The organism is Pantoea sp. UBA5923, assembly GCF_002431095.1.
Lineage (GTDB): Bacteria > Pseudomonadota > Gammaproteobacteria > Enterobacterales > Enterobacteriaceae > Pantoea > Pantoea piersonii.
On the sequence record NZ_DJDN01000048.1, the window covers coordinates 24,107 to 43,699 of the forward strand.

Genomic DNA, 19,593 nt, shown 5'->3' on the forward strand with positions numbered 1-19,593 from the left:
AGCGCCCGGACCGTCCGAGCGACGCAGGTCACTGCTGTGACCGAAAAAAGAACATAACGCGGCGATGACAAAGCTGTCGAGAGGAGAATAAAATTTTTTTAATTTTCCGGATTCAGGCGGCCAAACACCCAATCGTTCACCCACTCGCCGTTTAGCAGATAATTATCCCGTAATGTACCCTCAAGCACATAGCCATTCTTCTCCAGAATACGGCGCGACGCCACATTTCCCTCTACCACCATCGCCTTGAGCTTGTGGAAACCCGCCTTCAGCAGAAACTCGCTCAGCCCGGCCAGCGCTTCGCTGCCGTACCCCTTGCCGCAGAAGCGATGCAGCAGCATATAGCCCACCTCAGCCTGGCGGTAGGGCTGCCATTCCGGGCTGCAGCCGAACAGACCGATCGGCTCGCCGCTGTCGCGCAGTCGCGCCACTACGCAGAGCATATGAAAACTGCTGACCTGCCAGGGTGCGAGGCGCTCATTGAATCGCTGGCGCAAGTCGGCTTCGTCCGGGATTTCGCTGACCCAGGTCATGGTGGCCGCATCTTCATGTACGGCGCGGAACAATAGCCAGTCTTCGGGCTTGAGGGTCGTAAGCGTAAGACGTGGCGTGGTTAACTGCATGTAATTGCTCCTGGTGCGGACAGCCATAATGGCTGTCAAAACATAACAAACACAATGCCTGCTCACCAGCCTGCGACCGGCAAAAAGGCTTCCCCGTTTTACCAGTCAGGTTTCCTCTTTTTACTATTTTACCGGACAAAGTTGATCCAAAACATGAAGGTGGCGCGCACCCTTGTAGCAGGCTGGCGCATCGCGATCACATTTTTTATGATAAGCCTCTCTCTGTTGCTACCTGAAGGCTGGCTGTGATCTCTCACTTCGATATGCTGTTAGCGGTGTTCGACCGCGCCGCCCTGATGCTGATCTGCCTCTTTTTCCTGACCCGCACCCCGCTTTTCCGTCAGCTGCTGCAAAAAGATGAACATACGCCGCTGGAGAAAGGTGCCGTTATTGCTATTTTCTCGCTGTTTGCGCTCTTCAGCACCTGGTCAGGCATTAACGTTGACGGTTCACTGCTGAACGTGCGGGTGATCGCCGTAATGGCTGGCGGCATCCTGTTCGGTCCCTGGGTCGGCATCACTACCGGCGTTATTGCCGGGCTGCACCGCTTTCTTATCGATATTCACGGCGTTACCTCGGTGCCCTGCTTAATTACCAGCATTATCGCGGGCTGCGTTTCCGGCGCCATTAACCGTCGCGTACCGAAAGCGCAGCGCTGGCGCATCGGCATTATCGGCGGCATGCTGTGCGAAAGCCTGACTATGCTGCTGATTGTGCTGTGGGCGAAGCCGATGTCGCTTGGGCTGGCGATTGTGTCGGAGATTGCCCTGCCGATGATTCTCGGCGCGTCGAGCATCGGTCTGATTGTGCTGCTGGTGCAGAGCGTCGAGGGAGAAAAAGAGGCGATTGCGGCGCGTCAGGCCAAGCTGGCGCTGGAGATAGCCAACAAAACGCTGCCGCTGTTCCGCGACGTCAACAGCGACTCGCTGCGCCGCATCTGCGCGATTATCTGCCGCGATATCAACGCCGACGCCGTCGCCATTACCAATAAAACGCATATTCTCGCCTATGTCGGCTATGGCGAGCAGAACTATCAGAACGGCGACGACGGTATCAGCCCCACCACCGCGCAGGCGATGTCCAGCGGGAAGATCATCATCAAAAACAATGATGAAGCGCATCGCACCAAAGATATTCACTCGATGATCGTTATCCCGCTGCGAGAGAAAGGCAAGGTCACCGGCACCCTGAAAATTTACTACCGCCGCGCGCACCGCATTACCGGTTCGCTGAAGGAGATGGCGATCGGCCTGTCGCAGCTTATCTCTACCCAGCTGGAGGTCTCACGCGCCGAGCAGCTGCGCGAAATGGCCAATAAAGCGGAACTGCGCGCCTTGCAGAGTAAAATAAATCCCCATTTTCTGTTTAACGCACTGAACGCCATTAACTCCTCTATTCGCCTTAACCCTGATACTGCGCGCCAGCTGGTTATCAATCTTTCTCGCTATCTGCGTTACAACCTTGAACTGAACGATGATGAAACCATCGATATCAAACGCGAACTGTGGCAGGTGAAAGACTATATCGCCATTGAGCAGGCGCGCTTCGGTGACAAGCTGTCGATGATCTATGACATTGACGACGATCTTCACTTTTCGCTGCCCAGCCTGTTAATTCAGCCGCTGGTGGAGAACGCTATCGTGCATGGCATTCAGCCCTCGCGGGGAAAAGGCGTGGTAACGCTGAGCGTTAAAGCGATCGGCGATCGGGTACGCATCGCGGTACGCGACACCGGGCCGGGCATCAGCGATGAGGTGATGCGCCGCGTGGCGATGAATGAGATGCCGGGCAACAAGATCGGCCTGCTGAATGTGCATCACCGCGTCAGGCTGTTGACCGGTCAGGGGCTTGAAATTACCCGCCTGCAGCCCGGCACCGAAATCGCCTTTACCCTGAGCAGAAGCGGACAGCTGCTGACCGAATCGCCTCTTAGCGTCGTGGAGAATATCCAGTGAAGGCCATTATTGTAGAAGATGAGTTTCTGGCGCAGCAGGAGCTAAGCTGGATGATCCAGCAGCATAGCCGGATCGCTATTGAGGCCTGCTTTGACGACGGGCTGGAGGTGCTGAAATATCTGCAGCAGCATCGCGTGGACGTTATCTTTCTTGATATCAACATTCCGTCGCTGGACGGTATGCTGCTGGCGCAGAATATTCGCCAGTTCGCGCAGCGGCCGCTGATTGTGTTTATTACCGCGTGGAAAGAGCATGCGGTAGAGGCTTTCGAGCTGGAAGCGTTTGACTATATCCTCAAGCCCTATCATGAGGCGCGCATCGTCACCATGCTCAACAAGCTGGAAGCGGTCGGGCAACAGCAGGCTGTCACGCAGACGCCGGTTTCCGGCAGCCCGCAGACCGTCAATCTGGTGAAAGATGAGCGTATCATCGTGACGGATATCAACGATATCTACTACGTGGAGGCGCATGAGAAGCTGACGTTCGTCTATACGCGGCGCGAGGCCTATGTGATGTCGATGAGCATCAGCGAGTTCTGCGCCCGGCTACCGGAGCAGAGCTTTTTCCGCTGTCATCGCTCTTACTGCGTTAACCTGAGTAAAATCTCCGAGATAGAGCCCTGGTTTAACAATACTTACCTGCTCAGGCTGCGCGATCTGGCGTTTCAGGTGCCGGTCAGCCGCAGCAAGGCAAAGCGCTTCCGCGAGCTGATGCGCCTGTAGCTAAACAGGCTTTGAAACTTATGCGCGTAAAGATGTCAGCCGCCATCTAAAAAAAACGGCCCGCAGGCCGTTTCAGAAGCGTATTACAGGATACGTCCCAGCGTCTGGCGCAGATGCGCGCCTGCGCCCAGCAGGCCTGGCTGATCGTGGGTGATCATATAAACCGGAATGCGGGAAACGTAGTCGCGGAAGCGTCCTTTATCTTCAAAGGCGGCGCGGAAGCCGGAAGCCTTGAAGAACTCCAGGAAGCGCGGCACGATGCCGCCAGCGATATAGACGCCGCCGAAGGTGCCGAGGTTCAGCGCCAGGTTGCCGCCAAAACGGCCCATAATGACGCAGAACAGCGACAGCGCGCGACGGCAGTCGATGCAGCTGTCGGCTAGCGCACGTTCGGAGACATCCTTCGGCTTAAGGTTTTCCGGCACGCGATTGTCCGCCTTCACGATAGCGCGGTAGAGGTTCACCAGACCGGCGCCGGAGAGCACGCGCTCGGCAGAGACGTGGCCCAGTTCGGCGCGCAGCACCTCCAGAATCAAATCTTCCTCATCGCTGTTGGCGGCGAAATCGACGTGGCCGCCCTCGCCCGGCAGGCTGACCCAGCGGCGGTCAACGTGCACCAGATGGCTGACACCCAGCCCGGTGCCCGCGCCATAAATCGCGATAGGCTTATCCTTCACCGGCTCGCCGCCGCCGAACTGAATCACATGATCGGCGGTCAGCATCGGGATCGCCATCGAAACGGCGGTGAAGTCGTTAATGATTTCAAGGTGATCGAAGCCAAGGCTGGCTTTCATTTTGCTGGTGGAAAAAGCCCAGTCATGGTTGGTCATTTCGACCCAGTCTTCCGTGATAGGGCAAGCAATAGCGATGCAGCCGTCTTTAACGTCTTTCAACTGCTCGCCAAGATAGTGGCGGATGACGGCTTCGAGGCTGTCATAATCTGAAGTTGAGAATGTTTGGGCCTGGGAGATGCTGCCGGTTTCCACCTCACACAGGGCGAGTCGCGCGTTGGTGCCGCCGACGTCGCCGACCAGGGCATAAGTTGTCATTCTTTTGTTGCTCCGCTTGGGGTCCCTAAGATGCAGGACACTATAAAAGTCTGCCGGTAAAACAACAACGCTCGCCGCGACAAAAGACGAGCGTTGATGGTGGTGCGCACAGCCTACCCGTCCGGCAAGCCGCTTGACAGCGGCAACACTCCGAATCTTATCCCCCGTTGCGTTGCGCCAGACAAGCCGTAACCTTACGCAACAACGGCGGCAGATCGTCTTTGTGCATTGCCACCTCGATTAGCGTCAGGCAGTCGGGCGCCTGCAGGCGCGCCATCACCTCTTCCAGCTGCACGCACTCGGTGACGCGCCAGCTCTGCGCCTGCCCATGCAGACAAAACGCCTGCGGCAGCGCGGTCCAGTTCCACTGGGCAATATCATTATAACGCTGCGTCGCGCCGTGGATGGCGCGCTCCACCGTATAGCCCTCGTTGTTCAGCAGGAAAATCACGGGCCTCTGCCCGTCCCGCAACATCGAGCCTAGCTCCTGAATGGTCAGCTGTGCCGAGCCGTCGCCTGTTATCAGAATTACCCGCTGCGCGGGCGCGGCGGTCTGCGCGCCAAAGGCTGCGGGTAAAGTATAGCCAATAGAGCCCCAGAGCGGCTGCACCAGCAGCTGCGCGCCGGGCGGCAAACGCAGCGCCGCCGCGCCGAAGGCGGCAGTACCCTGATCGGCAAGGATAATATCGCCCGGCTGTAAAAAGTGCTGCATCGCGCGCCAGAAGGCGGTCTGACTGATATACGCCGCCTCATCCTCCGCTTCGACAAGCGGTGCGTGCGGCGCCAGCGCCCAGCGTTCGCCGTAACGCGCGAAAAGCGTTTCCAGCTCGCTTAGCGCATCCGCCATAGTGAGCGGCGCAAAGCGTTCGCCCGCCACGCTGGCGGCAAAAGGCTGGAGATCGATTAGCTGCGAAGGGGCAAAGTTTTGAGTAAAGCCCGCCGTCAGAGTATCGGTGAAACGCACGCCGACGCAGAGCGTCACATCCGCCTGCTCAATCGCTTCGCTGACTCCGCTCTCGCTGCCCGCCGCGGCGTAGGTGCCGACGTAGCCTGGCTGCTGCTCGTCCAGCACCCCTTTGCCCATCAGCAGCGTGGCGCAGGGTATGGCGCGCTGCTGGCGCAGACGGGCCAGCGCCTGCTGCTGCCTCCAGCGCCCGGCAAGAAAATCAGCCAGCAGCGCGACGCGACGCGCCTGCCCCAGCAGCCGTTCGGCAGCGGTACGGAACGCCAGGCGCGCCTGCTCGCTGGAGAGCGGCGCGGCGTCGAGCGGCGCGGCTGGCGGCGCGACCTCCGCCTCAGCGACATCTACCGCCAGCATCAGATAGCCGGGACGCTTTTCCCGCATCGCCGTGGTCAGCACCCGATCGATCTCTGCCGTGGCGTTGCCCGCGCTAAGCTGCGCCGTCGCCGCGTTAACCTCGCCCGCCATACGCAAAAAATGACGAAAATCGCCGTCCCCCAGCGAATGGTGCACGCAGTCGCCCCGCTTTTGCGCCTCGCTCGCGGGTGCGCCCACAATCTGGATCACCGGCACATATTCGGCGAAGCTGCCGGCGATGCCGTTGATGGCGCTCAGTTCGCCGACGCCGAAGGTGGTCAGCAGCGCCGCCGCGCCGCGACAGCGTGCGTAGCCGTCCGCGGCGTAAGCCGCATTGAGTTCGTTGGCGCAGCCGACCCAGCCAATATCCTGATGCGCAATAACGCGATCGAGAAACTGCAGGTTATAGTCGCCCGGCACGCCAAACAGATGGCCGATGCCTATCTCCTGCAGGCGCGTCAGCAGATAATCTCCTACGGTAAAGCGTTCCATATGCCACTCCTTTCACCAGATGTCTGATTTGAGTATCTACTATGCTGCCAGACCGGCTAGAAAGCAGCGCAATCCACTGAACAAAAAAGTGGCAACCCGGCGTTACGATGGGGGATTATTCTGTAAGTAAGCGATCTGCGACGCGTTGTGACTGTGTGTAAACGTATACACTGCTATTCTTGCGCTTGAAAATTCTTCCCTGAGACAGGAACGCCGTATGACCTACCTTCCGCATCCCGGCCGTTATCAGCAGATGGAATACCGCCGCAGCGGCCGCAGCGGGCTTAAGCTGCCCGCGATTTCGCTTGGCCTGTGGCATAACTTCGGCGACAGCACGCGCGTCGACAACAGCCGCGAACTGCTACGCCATGCGTTCGATCGCGGCATTACCCATTTTGATCTGGCGAACAACTACGGCCCGCCGCCTGGCTCGGCGGAAGAGAACTTTGGCCGCATTCTGCGCGAAGATTTTCGCGCCTGCCGCGACGAGCTGGTGATCTCCACCAAAGCGGGCTACACCATGTGGGACGGCCCTTACGGTGACTGGGGCTCGCGTAAATACCTTATCTCCAGCCTCGATCAGAGCCTGAAACGTATGGGGCTGGAGTATGTCGATATCTTTTATCACCATCGCCCCGACCCGGAGACGCCGCTGGAAGAGACCATGCGCGCGCTGGATCAGGTGGTGCGTCAGGGCAAGGCGCTCTATGCCGCTATCTCTAACTATCCGGCGGATCGCGCGGCGGAAGCGATCGCGATCCTGCGCGATCTGGGCACGCCCTGCCTGATCCACCAGCCGCGCTATTCGATGTTTGAACGCGGCCTGGAAAACGGCCTGCTGGATACCTTAGGCGACAATGGCGTCGGCTGCATCGCCTTCTCTCCTCTGGCGGGCGGCGTGTTGACCGACCGTTATCTGCAGGGCATTCCGCAGGATTCACGCGTTGCCAGCGGCAGTAAATTCCTGCGCGAGGAGCAGCTCACTGATGAGAAAATGGAAAAAGTGCGCAGGCTGAATGAGATTGCGCAACAGCGCGGCCAGAAGCTGGCGCAGATGGCGCTGGCGTGGGCGCTGCGCGACGACCGCATGACCTCTGTGTTGATTGGCGCAAGCAAAACCGCGCAAATCGACGATGCGGTGGATATGCTGGCGAACCGCCACTTCACCATCGCCGAGCTTTCCGCTATTGAAGGCGTACTGCTGTAACTGTTTGTCCGCCCGGTTCGCGCCGGGCGTTTCTGCAGCCGGAATTGTCTCAATCCCCCTTTTCTTCAGATTTTCCTCACAATTGTCAGCGACACTCTACTTGTCACACAGGCAATGCGCGGGCATAACGCCTGCACCACAGCGGCTCTGCCGCTGATAAGGAGAAGAAAATGAAACCTGCGATAATTTTTGCTGCTTTGCTGACTATGCTGTCGCCTTTGGCGATCCAAAACGTCCAGGCTGCCGGCGCCTCTATTAGCCTGGCGCCCGGCGTAACGCTGCATCTGGGAGACCGCGATCGCCGCGGTTACTACTGGGATGGCGGCCGCTGGCGCGAGCCGCGCTGGTGGAACGACCGCTACCAGTACAATAATCATCGCTGGTGGCGCCATGAAGAGTGGCGACGTCAGAAGCAGTGGGAGCACGAGCGCCGCTGGCATGAGCGCGAACGCCGTCACCACTGGCGCGAGGCGCAGCGCTACCACGAGCGTTACGATCGCCACCATTACTAAGCTGGCTTATTCGCCTTTGCGCTATGCGCTCAGAGAGGCTTTTCTCCGGGGAACAAACGGCGTCCCGTCTGCCGCGCCGTTTCCAGATGCGTTTCAGGCGAGTCGGCGTCAGGCAGTAAAATCAGCTCCGACGTTTTCACCGCCGCGCCAACATAGTCAAAAATCCCTTCGTCGATCTGCGTGCGCATCGCGGCATAATAGCCGCGGCGCGCATAGGTACGCAGATTCGCCCCGCCTATGCCCAACAGATGCACCTGCAGACGACCCAGCTTTTTGTTGATTTTGCCTTCAGGCGTCTCCCCATACGCCCATCCGCTGGTAAATACGCGGTCGATCCAGCCTTTCAGCACGCCAGGGAAAGACCACCAGTAAACGGGATAAACCAGCACCAGCGCGTCGGCGCGGTCAATGCGCTTTTGCTCGGCCAGCACGTCGGCAGGCGGCGCAGACTGGTTGCGGAACAGCGCCAGGTCAGCCTCGCCATAGCGTGGATCGAACCCCTCCGCTATCAGGTCCGCGATTTCAAAAGTATGCGGGGAGCGGATCTCGTTTGCCACCGCCCTGGCAACAGCGTGCGTGAATGAATCTCGATCGGGATGGGCGACCACTATCAGAGCATGCATATGCTGACTCCTGTTCGAAGAAGAGGAAACGACTGCATATCGATAGTAGATGAGTTGAGACGGGCCGCAGAGACAGGCGCACATGCGGTTAAAGAGAGAGAAACGCTGGCCTGTGATAAGTCAGGCCAGCTTTTTAGCAGCTTTACAGACCGAGGATCTCGCCAACCAGCAGATAAGCATTGAGCGCCACCACCAGCACCACGATGGCGCGGCCGGTGTTCTGCATCAGGCGCGAGTTAACCATCTCACCCATAATTTCGCGGTTGCCGGTAAAAGAGAGCAGCGGCACCAGCGCCAGCGCAATGCCGAAGCTCAGCAGCACCTGGCTCATCACCAGAATGCGCGTCGGGTCCCAGCCCACCATAATCACGATAAAAGAGGGCAGCATAGTAACCAGACGACGCACCCACAGCGGAATATGGAAGCGGATAAAACCCTGCATCACTACCTGGCCGGCCAGGGTGCCGACTACGGTAGAAGAGAGGCCCGCCGCAACCAGACTCAGGCCGAACACCGTTGCCGCGGCATGGCCGAGCAGCGGCGTCAGCGTCAGGTAAGCCTGATCAAGCTCGGCGATGCCGCTGTGGCCGCTGAAGTGGAACGCAGCGGCGGCGGTCGCCATCATCGCCAGGTTAACAAAGCCTGCAATGGTCATGGCGATCGCCACATCCAGCTTGGTCGAGGAGTAGCGCTGACTTTTATTGCCGCTTGCCCCGAACTGCGTCAGCGCCGAATGGAGATAGATAACGTGCGGCATAATGGTTGCCCCCAGCACGCCCGCCGCCAGGAATACCGCATCTGAAGTCGGCAGCGACGGCAGCGCCATCCCCATCACCAGCTCGCTGACCTTTGGCTGCGAAAAGAACAGCTCGACGATATAGGCCGCCGCCACGAACAGCAGCAGGCCGCCAATCACTACTTCCAGCGGCTTCTGGCCGCGGCTTTGCAGCATCAGAATTAAAAAGGTGGCCACGCCGGTCAGCACCGCGCCCTGCAGCAGCGAAATGCCGAGCAGCAGCTTAAAGCCGAGCGCCGCGCCGATAAACTCCGCCAGGTCGGTCGCCATCGCGATGATTTCCGCCTGTACCCAGTAGAACCACACCGCCGGACGCGGAAAGCGATCGCGAATATGTTCAGCAAGATTTTTACCGGTAGCGATACCCAGCTTGGCGGACATCAGCTGAATGACCATCGCCATGATATTGGCCCAGACCACCACCCACAGCAGCTTGTAGCCATAGGCTGCGCCAGCCTGAATATTGGTGGCGAAGTTGCCTGGATCGATGTAGCCGATGGCGGCAATAAAGGCCGGCCCCAGCAGCGCAAGCTTGATTTTTCTGGCTCCGCGAGCGGCACGCTCGGCGGTACGGCTCTCAAACATAATTATCTACCTGTCTGAACGCGTTTTAACCCTGCCAGATTATGGCCTGATCGCAGCAAGTGAAATGTGGTTGTCGTTATTGCTGTAATAGATAGTGCTATGAAGTATAGCCATTGCTATACCTTGCGGTAAAGCAAGACTTGTTAAAAAATGTGCAACGCATCTCACTCTACGCTCTGGGTATATTATAGACAATATTTTTGTGGATATTTGATGTGAACGTTTTGTGAACAGGCTGTGACGGGTGAGAGTTTTCTGAGAAAACAGGTGATAGCGAATCCTTATAATGTGGATTTGATCTCGTTTTTAAGTAACGCGTTACATAGAATACGCAGCAAATTACAACCCTCCTCAAATCTGGAGCAAGCATGTCCCATATTTTGCACTTCCTTTTAGCACTGGTGGTGGTAGGCGTGCTGGCGTTACTCGTCAGCCATGACCGTAAAAGTATTCGTATTCGCTACATTGTCCAGCTTCTGGTCATTGAAGTGCTGCTGGCGTGGTTCTTCCTGAATTCCGAGGCAGGGCTCGGGTTCGTTAAAGGTTTTGCTGGTCTGTTCGACCATCTTCTTAAGTACGCGGGCGAAGGCACCAACTTCGTGTTTGGCAATATGAACGATAAAGGCCTCGCGTTCTTCTTCCTTAACGTGCTGTGTCCGATCGTCTTTATCTCTGCCCTGATCGGTATTCTGCAACATTTCCGTATTCTGCCGTGGGTGATCCGCGGTATCGGCACCGTGCTCTCTAAAGTCAACGGCATGGGCAAGCTGGAATCCTTTAACGCCGTCAGCTCTCTGATTCTGGGACAGTCAGAAAACTTTATCGCCTATAAGGATATCCTCGGCAAAATGTCGCAGCGCCGCATGTACACCATGGCCGCGACCGCGATGTCGACCGTTTCTATGTCGATTGTCGGTGCCTATATGACCATGCTGCAGCCAAAGTATGTGGTCGCCGCGCTGGTGCTTAATATGTTCAGCACCTTTATCGTGCTGTCGCTGATTAACCCCTACCGCGTCGACAGCGAAGAAGATCTGCAGCTGCAGGATATCCATAAAGGCCAGAGTTTCTTTGAAATGCTGGGCGAATATATCCTTGCCGGTTTCCGCGTGGCAATTATCGTCGCGGCAATGCTGATCGGCTTTATCGCGCTGATTTCTGGCCTGAACGCGCTGTTCGACTTTATCTTCGGCATCAGCTTCCAGGGCGTGCTGGGCTACGTCTTCTATCCGTTTGCCTGGGTGATGGGCGTGCCGGCTCACGAAGCGCTGCAGGTCGGCAGCATTATGGCCACCAAGCTGGTTTCCAACGAGTTCGTGGCGATGATGGATCTGCAGAAGCTGGCGGGCCATCTGTCACCGCACTCCGAAGGTATCCTGTCGGTGTTCCTGGTCTCCTTTGCCAACTTCTCTTCAATCGGCATCGTTGCAGGCGCTATCAAAGGCCTGAACGAGGAGCAAGGCAACGTGGTGTCGCGCTTCGGCCTGAAGCTGCTCTACGGCTCAACGCTGGTTAGCGTGCTTTCCGCCGCCATTGCCGGTCTGGTGCTGGCGTTCTGACGGACAGGCGAGAGAGAACGGAAAGCAAAGCGCCCCGCGACAGGATGTGGTGGAGCGCTTTGTTAAACCACTCACTTTCGCGCTGCCTCCGGGCAGAGCGTTGCAGGGCGAGACCATGTCTCGCCCTTATTCTTAATTATTCCTGCTTGTTATAACGCCTTTCGCCTCGTCTCAGCCGCGCTGCGCCGCCCTTCCCCGTTTCCCGCAAATCCTTTGCACAATATCGAATTTCATCTCACGCCCGCCGCCCCGTAGTTTTTCTGGTAACTCAACATCAGGAGAAGCGCATGAGCATTCAGTTTCTGGGCATGATCGGCCATCGTCTGGCCTCTGAAATCATTCCGGCCAGCGGGCCGTTATTCGATAAAAAGTACATTGCTGATTTCGCCCGCGCCCATGAAGAGGCGGGATTTGATCGGGTTCTGGTGGGCTACTGGTCCGATCAACCAGACGGCTTTTTAGTCACGGCACACGCCGCCGCCAGCACCTCGCGCATTAAGTTTTTACTGGCGCATCGTCCGGGCTTTGTGTCGCCGACGCTGGCGGCGCGTAAGCTGGCGTCGCTCGATCACCTCACCGACGGACGCCTGGCGGTGCATATCATCAGCGGCGGCAGCGACAGCGAGCAGCGCCGCGACGGCGACTTCCTCAATAAAGCGGAACGTTATGCGCGCACCGACGAGTTTCTCAGCGTGCTGAATAAAAGCCTGACCTCGGCGGAAGCCTGGGATCACCAGGGCGACTTTTACCGCGCCGAGCAGGCCTTTTCCGCCATCAAGCCGCTGCAAAGCAAACTGCCGGTCTACTTTGGCGGCTCTTCGCCAGAGGCGATTGAGGTCGCCGCGCGCCACGCCGATGTTTTCGCGCTGTGGGGCGAGCCGCTGCAGGGCGCGGCGGAAACTGTGCAAACCGTACGCGCCGCCGCGGCGAAAAGAGGCCGCGAGATTAAATTCAATATCTCTTTCCGCCCGATTATCGGCAAAACCGAGAAAGAGGCCTGGGAGCGCGCGGAACATATTTATCAGACGGCGCAGAAGCAGCTGGCCGAGTCGGGCTACTCCTTTGGCCTGCCAAAACCGCAAAGCGTGGGCGCGCAGCGCTTGCTGGCGGCGGCTAACGAAAGCGACCGCCACGATAAAGTGCTGTGGACCGGCATCACGAAGCTAGTGAGCGGCGGCTACAACTCCACTGCGCTGGTGGGCACCGCGGATCAGGTTTCCGACGCGCTGCTGGATTACTACAACCTCGGTATCGACAGCGTACTGATCCGCGGCTTCGATCCGCTGAACGACGCGGTGGAGTATGGCCGCGAACTGCTGCCGCTAACGCGCGAAAAAGTCGCCGCCCTGACGCGCGGCAAGAGGATCGCCTGATGCGTCTGGCCGCCCTGTTTGCCGGTATCACGCTGGCGTTAAGCCTTCATCACGCCCTCGCCGCCGAAAAAGTGACGCTGCGCCTTGGCGACGTGAAAGGAGATCGTTTCGCCGCGCTGAAGGCCTCCGGCGAGCTGGAAAACCTGCCCTATGAGCTGAAGCTCACCGCGTTCGACGCTGGCGCGCCGGTGCAGGAAGTGCTGAATGCGGGCGCGCTGGACGTCGGCTTTACCGGCGATCTGCCGTTCCTGTTTGTCTATGCCGCAGGCGCACCGGTTAAAGCGGTCGGGGCGTGGCAGAACAATCCAGACAGCATCGCGCTGCTGACGCGTCCTGACGCCGGGATCCACCGCCTGCAGGATCTGAAAGGGAAGCAGATCGCCGTTAACCGCGGCGGCTGGGGACACTATCTGATCCTTGGCCTGCTGGAGCGCGCCGGCCTGAAGCCCAATGTGGTGACGCTGCGTTTCCTCGGCCCGGTGGACGGCCGCGCGGCGCTCACCTCTGGCGCGGTTTCCGCCTGGGCGCCCTGGGAGCCTTATATCGCCACCTCAACCCAGGTCGACGGTACGGTACGCGTGCCGCAGGGCGGCGGCAGCGGCATTATGTCCGGTTACTCCTATGCGCTGGCGCGCAAAGAGGCGCTGGGCGATCCAGAGAAACGCAAAGCTATCGCCGATCTGCTGACGCGACTGGCGAAGGCGCAGATCTGGGCGGCGCAGCATCCGCAGCCGTTCGCGCAGGCGCTGGGAAAATCGCTCAATATGCCGACCGCCATTACCCGCAGCTGGATCGACGACGCGCGCATCCGTCCGCTGGTATTCGACTCCTCGCTTATCGCTACGCTGCAAAAATCCGCCGACTTCTTCCATCGCTATCAGGTGCTGCCCAACGCGGTGGACGTCAGCGGCGCCTTTGATTTCAGTCTGGCGGAGGGCGCTAACCAGGTGGCGCGTCACTATCAGGAGAACAAATCGTGAGCGATCTTAATTATCATCGGCTGCGCGATTTTGTGGCGCAGCTCGCCGCCCTGCTCGACCAGCAGCCGGATGAGGCGACTCTTCTGGCGCGCGGCAGCGAGCTGCTGCGTCCGCTGCTGCTGCACGACGACTGGCTGGACGAGGCGTTTACCCAGCCGCATCCGCAGCATTACCAGCAGTATCTGCTGCATGCCGACGCGCAGCAGCGTTTTTCGGTGGTGAGCTTTGTCTGGGGGCCTGGTCAGCAGACGCCGGTGCACGATCACCGCGTCTGGGGATTGATCGGTATGTTACGCGGTGCGGAAGTGTCGCAGGGCTTTAAGCAAGCCAGAGACGGGCTGGTGCCGGACGGCGCGCCGGTACGCCTGGACCCCGGCCATATCGAAGCGGTATCGCCGCGCGTCGGCGATATCCATCGCGTGAGCAACGCCTTCGACGATCGCGTATCCATCAGCATCCACGTTTACGGTGCCAATATCGGCGCGGTAAAACGCGCCGTATACCGGGAAGACGGCAGCGAAAAACCCTTTATCTCCGGTTACAGCAACCGCTACTTACCTAATATCTGGGATCTCTCACATGGCTAAAACCTTTCCTCTGCGCGACGCCGCAGAGATTCAGCAGGCGCTGCGCCAGCAGCATGAAGTGGCGCTGGTCGACGTCCGCGACGAGGCACTCTATGCGCAAGGACATCCGCTGTTTGCGGTGAATATTCCGCTCTCAAAACTGGAGCTGGAATGGCTGGATCGCCTTCCGCGTCGTGATACCGCGATTACCCTTTACGATAACGGCGAAGGTCTGGCGCAGACGGCAGCGGCGCGCGCGGCGGCATGGGGCTACAGCAATATCACCCTGCTTAAGGACGATCTGGCAGGCTGGCGTGCAGCGGGCGGCGAGCTGTTTATCGACGTGAACTCGCCGAGCAAAGCCTTTGGTGAGCTGGTGGAACACCATAACCATACGCCGTCGCTGGCGGCGGAACAGGTTGATGCGCTGCTGCGCGACAAGGCTGACGTGGTGGTGCTCGACGCGCGCCGTTTCGATGAATATCACACCATGTCCGTTCCCGGCGCCATCAGCGTACCGGGCGGAGAACTGGTGCTGCGCGTGCGCGATATCGCCCCCTCCCCCGATACCACGGTGATTGTGAACTGCGCAGGGCGTACGCGCAGCATTATCGGTACGCAGTCACTGGTTAACGCCGGGATCCGCAATCCGGTCTATGCGCTGCGCAACGGCACCATCGGCTGGACGCTGGCCGGTTTACCGCTTGAGCAGCAGCAAAGCCGCCGCTATGGCGCCACCAGCGACACCGCTCATCGTCATGCCGTCGCGCAGGCGCGTCAGGTGGCGGATCGCGCGGGCGTCGCGCGCATTGATGCCGCTCAGCTGGCGCGCTGGCAGCAGGAGGCCCGCACCACATATCTGTTCGACGTGCGTGACGCCGATGAGTTCGCCGCCGGTCATCTGCCGGGCAGCCGTCACGTTCCGGGCGGTCAGCTGGTGCAGGAAACCGATCACTACGCCAGCGTGCGCGGCGCGCGTATCGTGCTGATCGACAACGACGGCGTGCGCGCCAGCATGACGGCCTCCTGGCTGGCGCAGATGGGCTGGGAAGTAGCGGTGCTTGAGGGTTTACAGCCGCAGGATTTCAGCGCGACGGGCGGCTGGACGGCGCAGGTGCCCGCCGTAGCGCCCGCAGAGCACGTATCGCCGCAGCGGCTGGCCGACTGGCTGAATCAGGGCGACACCCAAGTGCTGGATTTCACCACGCGCGCCAACCATGTTAAAAGCCATATTCCCGGCGCCGCCTGGCTGCTGCGCTCCACGCTGCAACAGCAGGGAAAAGCGCTGCTGCCAGAGGCCGAACGCTATGTCTTAACCTGCGGCAGCAGCCTGCTGGCGGGCTATGCGGTAGAACAGGTCGCGGCGCTGACCGGCAAGCCGGTTTATCTGCTGGAGGGCGGCAATAGCGCCTGGCGCAACGCCGGACTGCCGACGGAGGCTGGTGAGGATACGCTGCTGTCGCCTGCCATCGATCGCTATCGCCGTCCTTATGAGGGCACCGATATTGAACCAGAGGTGATGCAGGCCTATCTCGACTGGGAGTATGGGCTGGTGGCGCAGCTGGATCGCGACGGCACACACGGCTTTCGCGTTCTGCGGCCTGAAACGCAAAGCGTGACGGCGTAGACATTGAGGGCATGAAAACAGGGCGGCAGCGATGTCGCTCTTTTTCTTGCGCGCGCAAATGCGTTAAATGACTGGTCTGCTGCTTAAGGAAGTTGCCTGAGAAATCAGGTCTTTAAAATGGTGGAGATAAGCGGGATCGAACCGCTGACCTCTTGCATGCCATGCAAGCGCTCTCCCAGCTGAGCTATACCCCCACATCTGGAATCGTTTTTTCAGTGCCAAATCGTTGGGATGCGATTTGGTGGAGCTAAGCGGGATCGAACCGCTGACCTCTTGCATGCCATGCAAGCGCTCTCCCAGCTGAGCTATAGCCCCGAACCGAAAAAACCGTCGTGTTACTCGACGGACGGCATGATATGAAACCGTCCTCAGGGTGTCAACGGCAAAATCAAAAACTGCGTTTAATCGCTGAAAAAGGCGGCAAATAGCGGAACACGCTGTTTTCAGCCGCTTTTATTCAGCCATTACAGAAGGCACTAACCAGCGCAGTTACGCACCCGGTTTTATCTGCTTTGACAGGTTAAATTACGGTTAAACAGCCTTTAGGATTTTTCTTGTTTTCCGTTAAAAGCCGTGTAAAACTTAGCCCGCTAACCAAGTGGTCATCGCTGCCCACGCCTTAAAACAACACCATCCCTGTCACAACTATCAATAATATTCGAGATACTATGTCGCTGCATTCACCTAAAGAGATCGCTCAACTGGCGATTCAGGCTGGCGTCACTAAAAGCCGCGCCTCCATTCCGACGTTATTAATTCTTGGCTTTATGGCCGGCGCCTTTATCGCCACCGGCTTTCTGCTTGATCTGCATGTGATCAACTCATTACCGGCTGAGTGGGGCTCATTTGGCGGCCTGCTGGGCGCTGCCGTGTTCCCGGTCGGCCTGATCCTGACCGTACTGGCGGGGGGCGAATTGCTGACCGGCAATATGATGACGATGCCGGTTTCCTGGTTTGCGCGCCGTATTAGCGGTTTCGCCGTACTGCGCAACTGGTTCTGGGTCACTATCGCTAACTTTATCGGCAGCCTTGCTATCGCCTGGTTCTTCGGCCATATGCTGGGCATGACCGAAGGCGACTATCTGAAGAAGACCGTCGCTATCGCCAGCGCCAAAGTACACGCGGACTTCCTGCACGCCTTTATCTCCGGCATCGGCTGTAACTGGCTGGTTTGCCTGGCGGTATGGCTGGCCTTCGCCAGTAAAGATGTGGTGGGCAAAATCTTCGGCATGTGGTTCCCGGTTATGGCGTTCGTCGCCATCGGTTTTCAGCACGTCGTCGCTAACATGTTTATCGTGCCTGCGGCCATCTTCGCCGGCCAGCTGACCTGGGCGGATTACCTGCCTAACTTCGTTGCCGTGTTCCTGGGTAACGGCGTCGGCGGCGCTGTTTTTGTTGGCCTCGCCTACTTCCTCGCCTTCCGTCCTTCTGCTGAAGCAGTAGGTACCGCGCAGTAATTTTTTTTGCCTTTTGTCGCCAGGCAAAAGGCAATTTCCCTTCGTGTTACTTTCACGCATTACGTTTTGCTGTAATATGTATGGCTAATGTATTACACAGGGACAGCATCGTGAAAAAGGAATGGTTAACCCCCGAAGAACTCGCGAACGAAACAGGTTACAGCCGTCAAACGGTCAATAAATGGATCAAGCGCGAAAACTGGACCACCACGCCGAAGCCCGGCGTACAGGGCGGTAAAGCGAGATTGATTCATATTGACGAGCGCGTGAAAAACTTTATTCAGTCCATGCGCAACCTGAACGAACCCACCGCCTCCTACACCACGCAGCAGAACTCTTTACCTGCGTTACTATTAAGTTCTGTACAGCAAATGTCGCAAAGTGAGCAGGATAAGCTTGTCGCGCTGATTTTGCGTGAAGGGATTAAAGGCGTGCTTCAGCGGCTGGGGATTAGCGAAGAATAAAAAAACCGGAAGCATCGCGCTTCCGGTTTTTGTCTGTCAGGCCTGCGCTTCGCGTTCAGCGATAAAAGCCAGCGCTTTGTCGATACGCGCTACGCTACGGCGCTGCCCGATGGCTTCAACAGTGACGTCCAGTCCTGGCGACTGGCCTGCGCCGGTGACGGCGACGCGCAGCGGCATGCCGACCTTGCCCATCCCGACTTCCAGCTCATCCGCCGTACTTTGAATCGCATGGTGCACGTTTTCCGCCGTCCAGTCGCTGATAGCGGCCAGTTTATCGCGCACCACCTCCAGCGGCTGCCGCGCAACCGGGCGCAGATGTTTTTTCGCCGCGTCAGCATCGAACTCATCAAACTCTTCATAGAAGTAACGGCAGGAAGCCGCCATCTCTTTCAGCGTTTTGCTGCGCTCGCCCAGCAGCGTGACCAGCTTCGCCAGTTCCGGGCCGGTGCGGGTGTCGATATTCTGCTGTTCGATATGCCACTGCAGATGGGTCGCCACATATTGCGGCGGCATGCTGTTAATGTAGTGATGATTGAGCCACAGCAGCTTTTCGGTGTTGAACGCGCTGGCAGATTTGCTGACGGCGTCCAGCGTAAACAGCTCTTTCATCTCTGGAACAGAGAAGATCTCCTGATCGCCATGGGACCAGCCCAGACGCACCAGGTAGTTAAGCAGCGCTTCCGGCAGGTAGCCGTCTTCGCGGTACTGCATAACCCCTACCGCGCCGTGACGCTTGGAGAGCTTTTTGCCGTCGTCGCCCAAAATCATAGAGACGTGCGCGTAGATCGGCACCTGCGCGCCGATCGCTTTAAGGATGTTGATCTGGCGCGGCGTATTGTTGATATGGTCTTCGCCGCGAATCACATGGGTGATGCCCATATCCCAGTCGTCAACAACGACGCAGAAGTTATAGGTCGGCGAACCGTCGGTGCGGCGGATAATCAGGTCGTCCAGCTCCTGGTTGCTGAACTCGATCGGGCCGCGGATCTGGTCGTCAAAGATAACCGACCCTTCCTGCGGGTTGCGGAAGCGCACCACGCAAGGCTCGTCCGCCGCGTGATGTTCATGGCTGTCGCGGCAGTGACCGTCGTAGCGCGGCTTTTCGCCGTTCGCCATTTGCGTTTCGCGCAGCTGCTCCAGGCGCTCTTTCGAGCAGTAGCATTTATAGGCGGTGCCCGCTTCCAGCATGTCGTCGATAACCGCGTTATAGCGATCGAAGCGTTTGGTCTGGTAGTAGGGACCCTCGTCCCAGTCCAGGCTCAGCCAGTTCATGCCATCCATAATGGCTTCGATGGCTTCCGGCGTGGAACGCTCCAGATCGGTGTCTTCGATACGCAGGACAAATTCGCCCTGGTTATGACGTGCGAAAAGCCAGGAGTAGAGCGCGGTGCGTGCGCCGCCAACATGCAGGTAGCCGGTCGGGCTGGGCGCGAAGCGAGTTTTGATTTTCATTCAGCAGTGCCTTAGATGCGCAGGTTCTTTGTCTGGATGACAAAAAACGGGTTAGACGCGAAAAACTGTGCGCACATTCTAGCACCTGGCGTTGAATCCTCAATGACTGCGCGCCTGCGCAAAGGGGGAAAGCGGCCGGTTTCTGCTAATAAAACCAGCACATTGGCTAAAAGCAGCGCGGGATGTCTAATTTTGAAGCGAACGCGCATTTTAGTTTTAAAAAGCGTTGACTC

17 protein-coding genes and 2 tRNA genes are annotated in these 19,593 nt (G+C 58.3%); 11 read left to right on the forward strand and 8 right to left on the reverse strand.

The annotated features are described in order from the left end of the window. Window positions 1-98 precede the first annotated feature (98 nt). Window positions 99-623, reverse strand: coding sequence for a GNAT family N-acetyltransferase (locus B3797_RS11555; protein ID WP_311791142.1), 525 nt, complete (start codon window positions 621-623; stop codon window positions 99-101). 263 nt (window positions 624-886) lie between these two features. Between B3797_RS11555 and B3797_RS11560 the strand changes: the two genes are divergently transcribed. Together B3797_RS11560 and B3797_RS11565 are read left to right on the forward strand one after the other, a co-directional pair. Then, window positions 887-2,578: a sensor histidine kinase gene (locus B3797_RS11560; protein ID WP_311791180.1), complete on the forward strand. Its 1,692-nt coding sequence runs from the start codon at window positions 887-889 to the stop codon at window positions 2,576-2,578. Then, window positions 2,575-3,300 carry a LytR/AlgR family response regulator transcription factor gene (locus B3797_RS11565; protein ID WP_120458197.1) on the forward strand — a complete coding sequence of 242 codons (726 nt, stop codon included), beginning with the start codon at window positions 2,575-2,577 and terminating at the stop codon, window positions 3,298-3,300. Before B3797_RS11560 ends, B3797_RS11565 begins: the two co-directional genes overlap by 4 nt. Before the next feature lie 83 nt (window positions 3,301-3,383). On the opposite strand, the gene glk is transcribed toward B3797_RS11565, so the two are convergent. Together glk and B3797_RS11575 are read right to left on the reverse strand one after the other, a co-directional pair. After that, window positions 3,384-4,349 carry a glucokinase gene (gene glk, locus B3797_RS11570; protein WP_120458196.1) on the reverse strand — a complete coding sequence of 322 codons (966 nt, stop codon included), beginning with the start codon at window positions 4,347-4,349 and terminating at the stop codon, window positions 3,384-3,386. A gap of 157 nt (window positions 4,350-4,506) precedes the next feature. Beyond that, complete coding sequence (locus B3797_RS11575; protein WP_311791143.1) at window positions 4,507-6,159, reverse strand: thiamine pyrophosphate-binding protein; 1,653 nt, start codon at window positions 6,157-6,159, stop codon at window positions 4,507-4,509. Between the two features lie 217 nt (window positions 6,160-6,376). Here B3797_RS11575 and mgrA point away from each other — a divergent pair, with 217 nt between their 5' ends. Both mgrA and B3797_RS11585 read left to right on the forward strand, forming a co-directional pair. Then, complete coding sequence (mgrA, locus tag B3797_RS11580; protein WP_311791144.1) at window positions 6,377-7,366, forward strand: L-glyceraldehyde 3-phosphate reductase; 990 nt, start codon at window positions 6,377-6,379, stop codon at window positions 7,364-7,366. Window positions 7,367-7,536: 170 nt separating this feature from the next. Next, window positions 7,537-7,878: a DUF2502 domain-containing protein gene (locus B3797_RS11585; protein WP_311782856.1), complete on the forward strand. Its 342-nt coding sequence runs from the start codon at window positions 7,537-7,539 to the stop codon at window positions 7,876-7,878. A gap of 29 nt (window positions 7,879-7,907) precedes the next feature. On the opposite strand, the gene B3797_RS11590 is transcribed toward B3797_RS11585, so the two are convergent. Then, a complete protein-coding gene (locus B3797_RS11590; protein WP_311791145.1) occupies window positions 7,908-8,501 on the reverse strand; it encodes an NAD(P)H-dependent oxidoreductase in 594 nt (197 codons plus the stop codon). A 142-nt stretch (window positions 8,502-8,643) separates the two neighbouring features. Continuing rightward, window positions 8,644-9,882: an Nramp family divalent metal transporter gene (locus B3797_RS11595; RefSeq protein ID WP_311782858.1), complete on the reverse strand. Its 1,239-nt coding sequence runs from the start codon at window positions 9,880-9,882 to the stop codon at window positions 8,644-8,646. Between the two features lie 368 nt (window positions 9,883-10,250). Here B3797_RS11595 and B3797_RS11600 point away from each other — a divergent pair, with 368 nt between their 5' ends. From B3797_RS11600 to B3797_RS11620, 5 genes are all read left to right on the forward strand, one after another. Continuing rightward, the gene (locus B3797_RS11600; RefSeq protein ID WP_311782859.1) at window positions 10,251-11,441 is read left to right on the forward strand and encodes a NupC/NupG family nucleoside CNT transporter; all 1,191 of its coding nucleotides are present in this window, start codon (window positions 10,251-10,253) and stop codon (window positions 11,439-11,441) included. A gap of 287 nt (window positions 11,442-11,728) precedes the next feature. After that, window positions 11,729-12,814 (forward strand): LLM class flavin-dependent oxidoreductase, encoded by a 1,086-nt coding sequence (locus B3797_RS11605; RefSeq protein ID WP_311791146.1) that lies wholly within the window; start codon window positions 11,729-11,731, stop codon window positions 12,812-12,814. Then, window positions 12,814-13,794 (forward strand): ABC transporter substrate-binding protein, encoded by a 981-nt coding sequence (locus tag B3797_RS11610; RefSeq protein WP_311791147.1) that lies wholly within the window; start codon window positions 12,814-12,816, stop codon window positions 13,792-13,794. Before B3797_RS11605 ends, B3797_RS11610 begins: the two co-directional genes overlap by 1 nt. Further along, a complete protein-coding gene (locus B3797_RS11615; protein WP_311791148.1) occupies window positions 13,791-14,381 on the forward strand; it encodes a cysteine dioxygenase in 591 nt (196 codons plus the stop codon). The genes B3797_RS11610 and B3797_RS11615 overlap by 4 nt, the downstream gene beginning before the upstream one ends. Next, on the forward strand, window positions 14,374-15,987 hold the full coding sequence (locus B3797_RS11620; RefSeq protein WP_311791149.1) for a rhodanese homology domain-containing protein: 1,614 nt from the start codon (window positions 14,374-14,376) through the stop codon (window positions 15,985-15,987). The genes B3797_RS11615 and B3797_RS11620 overlap by 8 nt, the downstream gene beginning before the upstream one ends. 118 nt (window positions 15,988-16,105) lie before the next feature. Here B3797_RS11620 and B3797_RS11625 read toward each other — a convergent pair. After that, window positions 16,106-16,181: transfer RNA gene (locus tag B3797_RS11625), tRNA-Ala, on the reverse strand. 45 nt (window positions 16,182-16,226) lie between these two features. After that, a tRNA-Ala gene (locus B3797_RS11630) sits at window positions 16,227-16,302 on the reverse strand. A gap of 353 nt (window positions 16,303-16,655) precedes the next feature. Here B3797_RS11630 and B3797_RS11635 point away from each other — a divergent pair. Together B3797_RS11635 and B3797_RS11640 are read left to right on the forward strand one after the other, a co-directional pair. Beyond that, complete coding sequence (locus tag B3797_RS11635; protein WP_311782864.1) at window positions 16,656-17,444, forward strand: formate/nitrite transporter family protein; 789 nt, start codon at window positions 16,656-16,658, stop codon at window positions 17,442-17,444. Between the two features lie 110 nt (window positions 17,445-17,554). After that, entirely contained in the window at window positions 17,555-17,908 is a 354-nt protein-coding gene (locus tag B3797_RS11640; RefSeq protein WP_311791150.1) for a YfeC-like transcriptional regulator, read from the forward strand. Window positions 17,909-17,944: 36 nt separating this feature from the next. On the opposite strand, the gene gltX is transcribed toward B3797_RS11640, so the two are convergent. After that, window positions 17,945-19,360, reverse strand: coding sequence for a glutamate--tRNA ligase (gene gltX / locus B3797_RS11645; RefSeq protein ID WP_311791151.1), 1,416 nt, complete (start codon window positions 19,358-19,360; stop codon window positions 17,945-17,947). Window positions 19,361-19,593 lie beyond the last annotated feature (233 nt).

Excerpts from the sequence above, each read along its gene's own strand:
- B3797_RS11560 (WP_311791180.1), top strand. The coding sequence starts at position 887 with ATGCTGTTAGCGGTGTTCGACCGCGCCGCCCTGATGCTGATCTGCCTC.
- B3797_RS11620 (WP_311791149.1), top strand. The coding sequence starts at position 14,374 with ATGGCTAAAACCTTTCCTCTGCGCGACGCCGCAGAGATTCAGCAGGCG.
- B3797_RS11600 (WP_311782859.1), top strand. The coding sequence starts at position 10,251 with ATGTCCCATATTTTGCACTTCCTTTTAGCACTGGTGGTGGTAGGCGTG.
- B3797_RS11590 (WP_311791145.1), bottom strand. The coding sequence starts at position 8,501 with ATGCATGCTCTGATAGTGGTCGCCCATCCCGATCGAGATTCATTCACG.
- B3797_RS11575 (WP_311791143.1), bottom strand. The coding sequence starts at position 6,159 with ATGGAACGCTTTACCGTAGGAGATTATCTGCTGACGCGCCTGCAGGAG.
- B3797_RS11635 (WP_311782864.1), top strand. The coding sequence starts at position 16,656 with ATGTCGCTGCATTCACCTAAAGAGATCGCTCAACTGGCGATTCAGGCT.
- mgrA (WP_311791144.1), top strand. The coding sequence starts at position 6,377 with ATGACCTACCTTCCGCATCCCGGCCGTTATCAGCAGATGGAATACCGC.
- B3797_RS11605 (WP_311791146.1), top strand. The coding sequence starts at position 11,729 with ATGAGCATTCAGTTTCTGGGCATGATCGGCCATCGTCTGGCCTCTGAA.
- B3797_RS11610 (WP_311791147.1), top strand. The coding sequence starts at position 12,814 with ATGCGTCTGGCCGCCCTGTTTGCCGGTATCACGCTGGCGTTAAGCCTT.
- B3797_RS11595 (WP_311782858.1), bottom strand. The coding sequence starts at position 9,882 with ATGTTTGAGAGCCGTACCGCCGAGCGTGCCGCTCGCGGAGCCAGAAAA.
- glk (WP_120458196.1), bottom strand. The coding sequence starts at position 4,349 with ATGACAACTTATGCCCTGGTCGGCGACGTCGGCGGCACCAACGCGCGA.
- gltX (WP_311791151.1), bottom strand. The coding sequence starts at position 19,360 with ATGAAAATCAAAACTCGCTTCGCGCCCAGCCCGACCGGCTACCTGCAT.
- B3797_RS11585 (WP_311782856.1), top strand. The coding sequence starts at position 7,537 with ATGAAACCTGCGATAATTTTTGCTGCTTTGCTGACTATGCTGTCGCCT.
- B3797_RS11555 (WP_311791142.1), bottom strand. The coding sequence starts at position 623 with ATGCAGTTAACCACGCCACGTCTTACGCTTACGACCCTCAAGCCCGAA.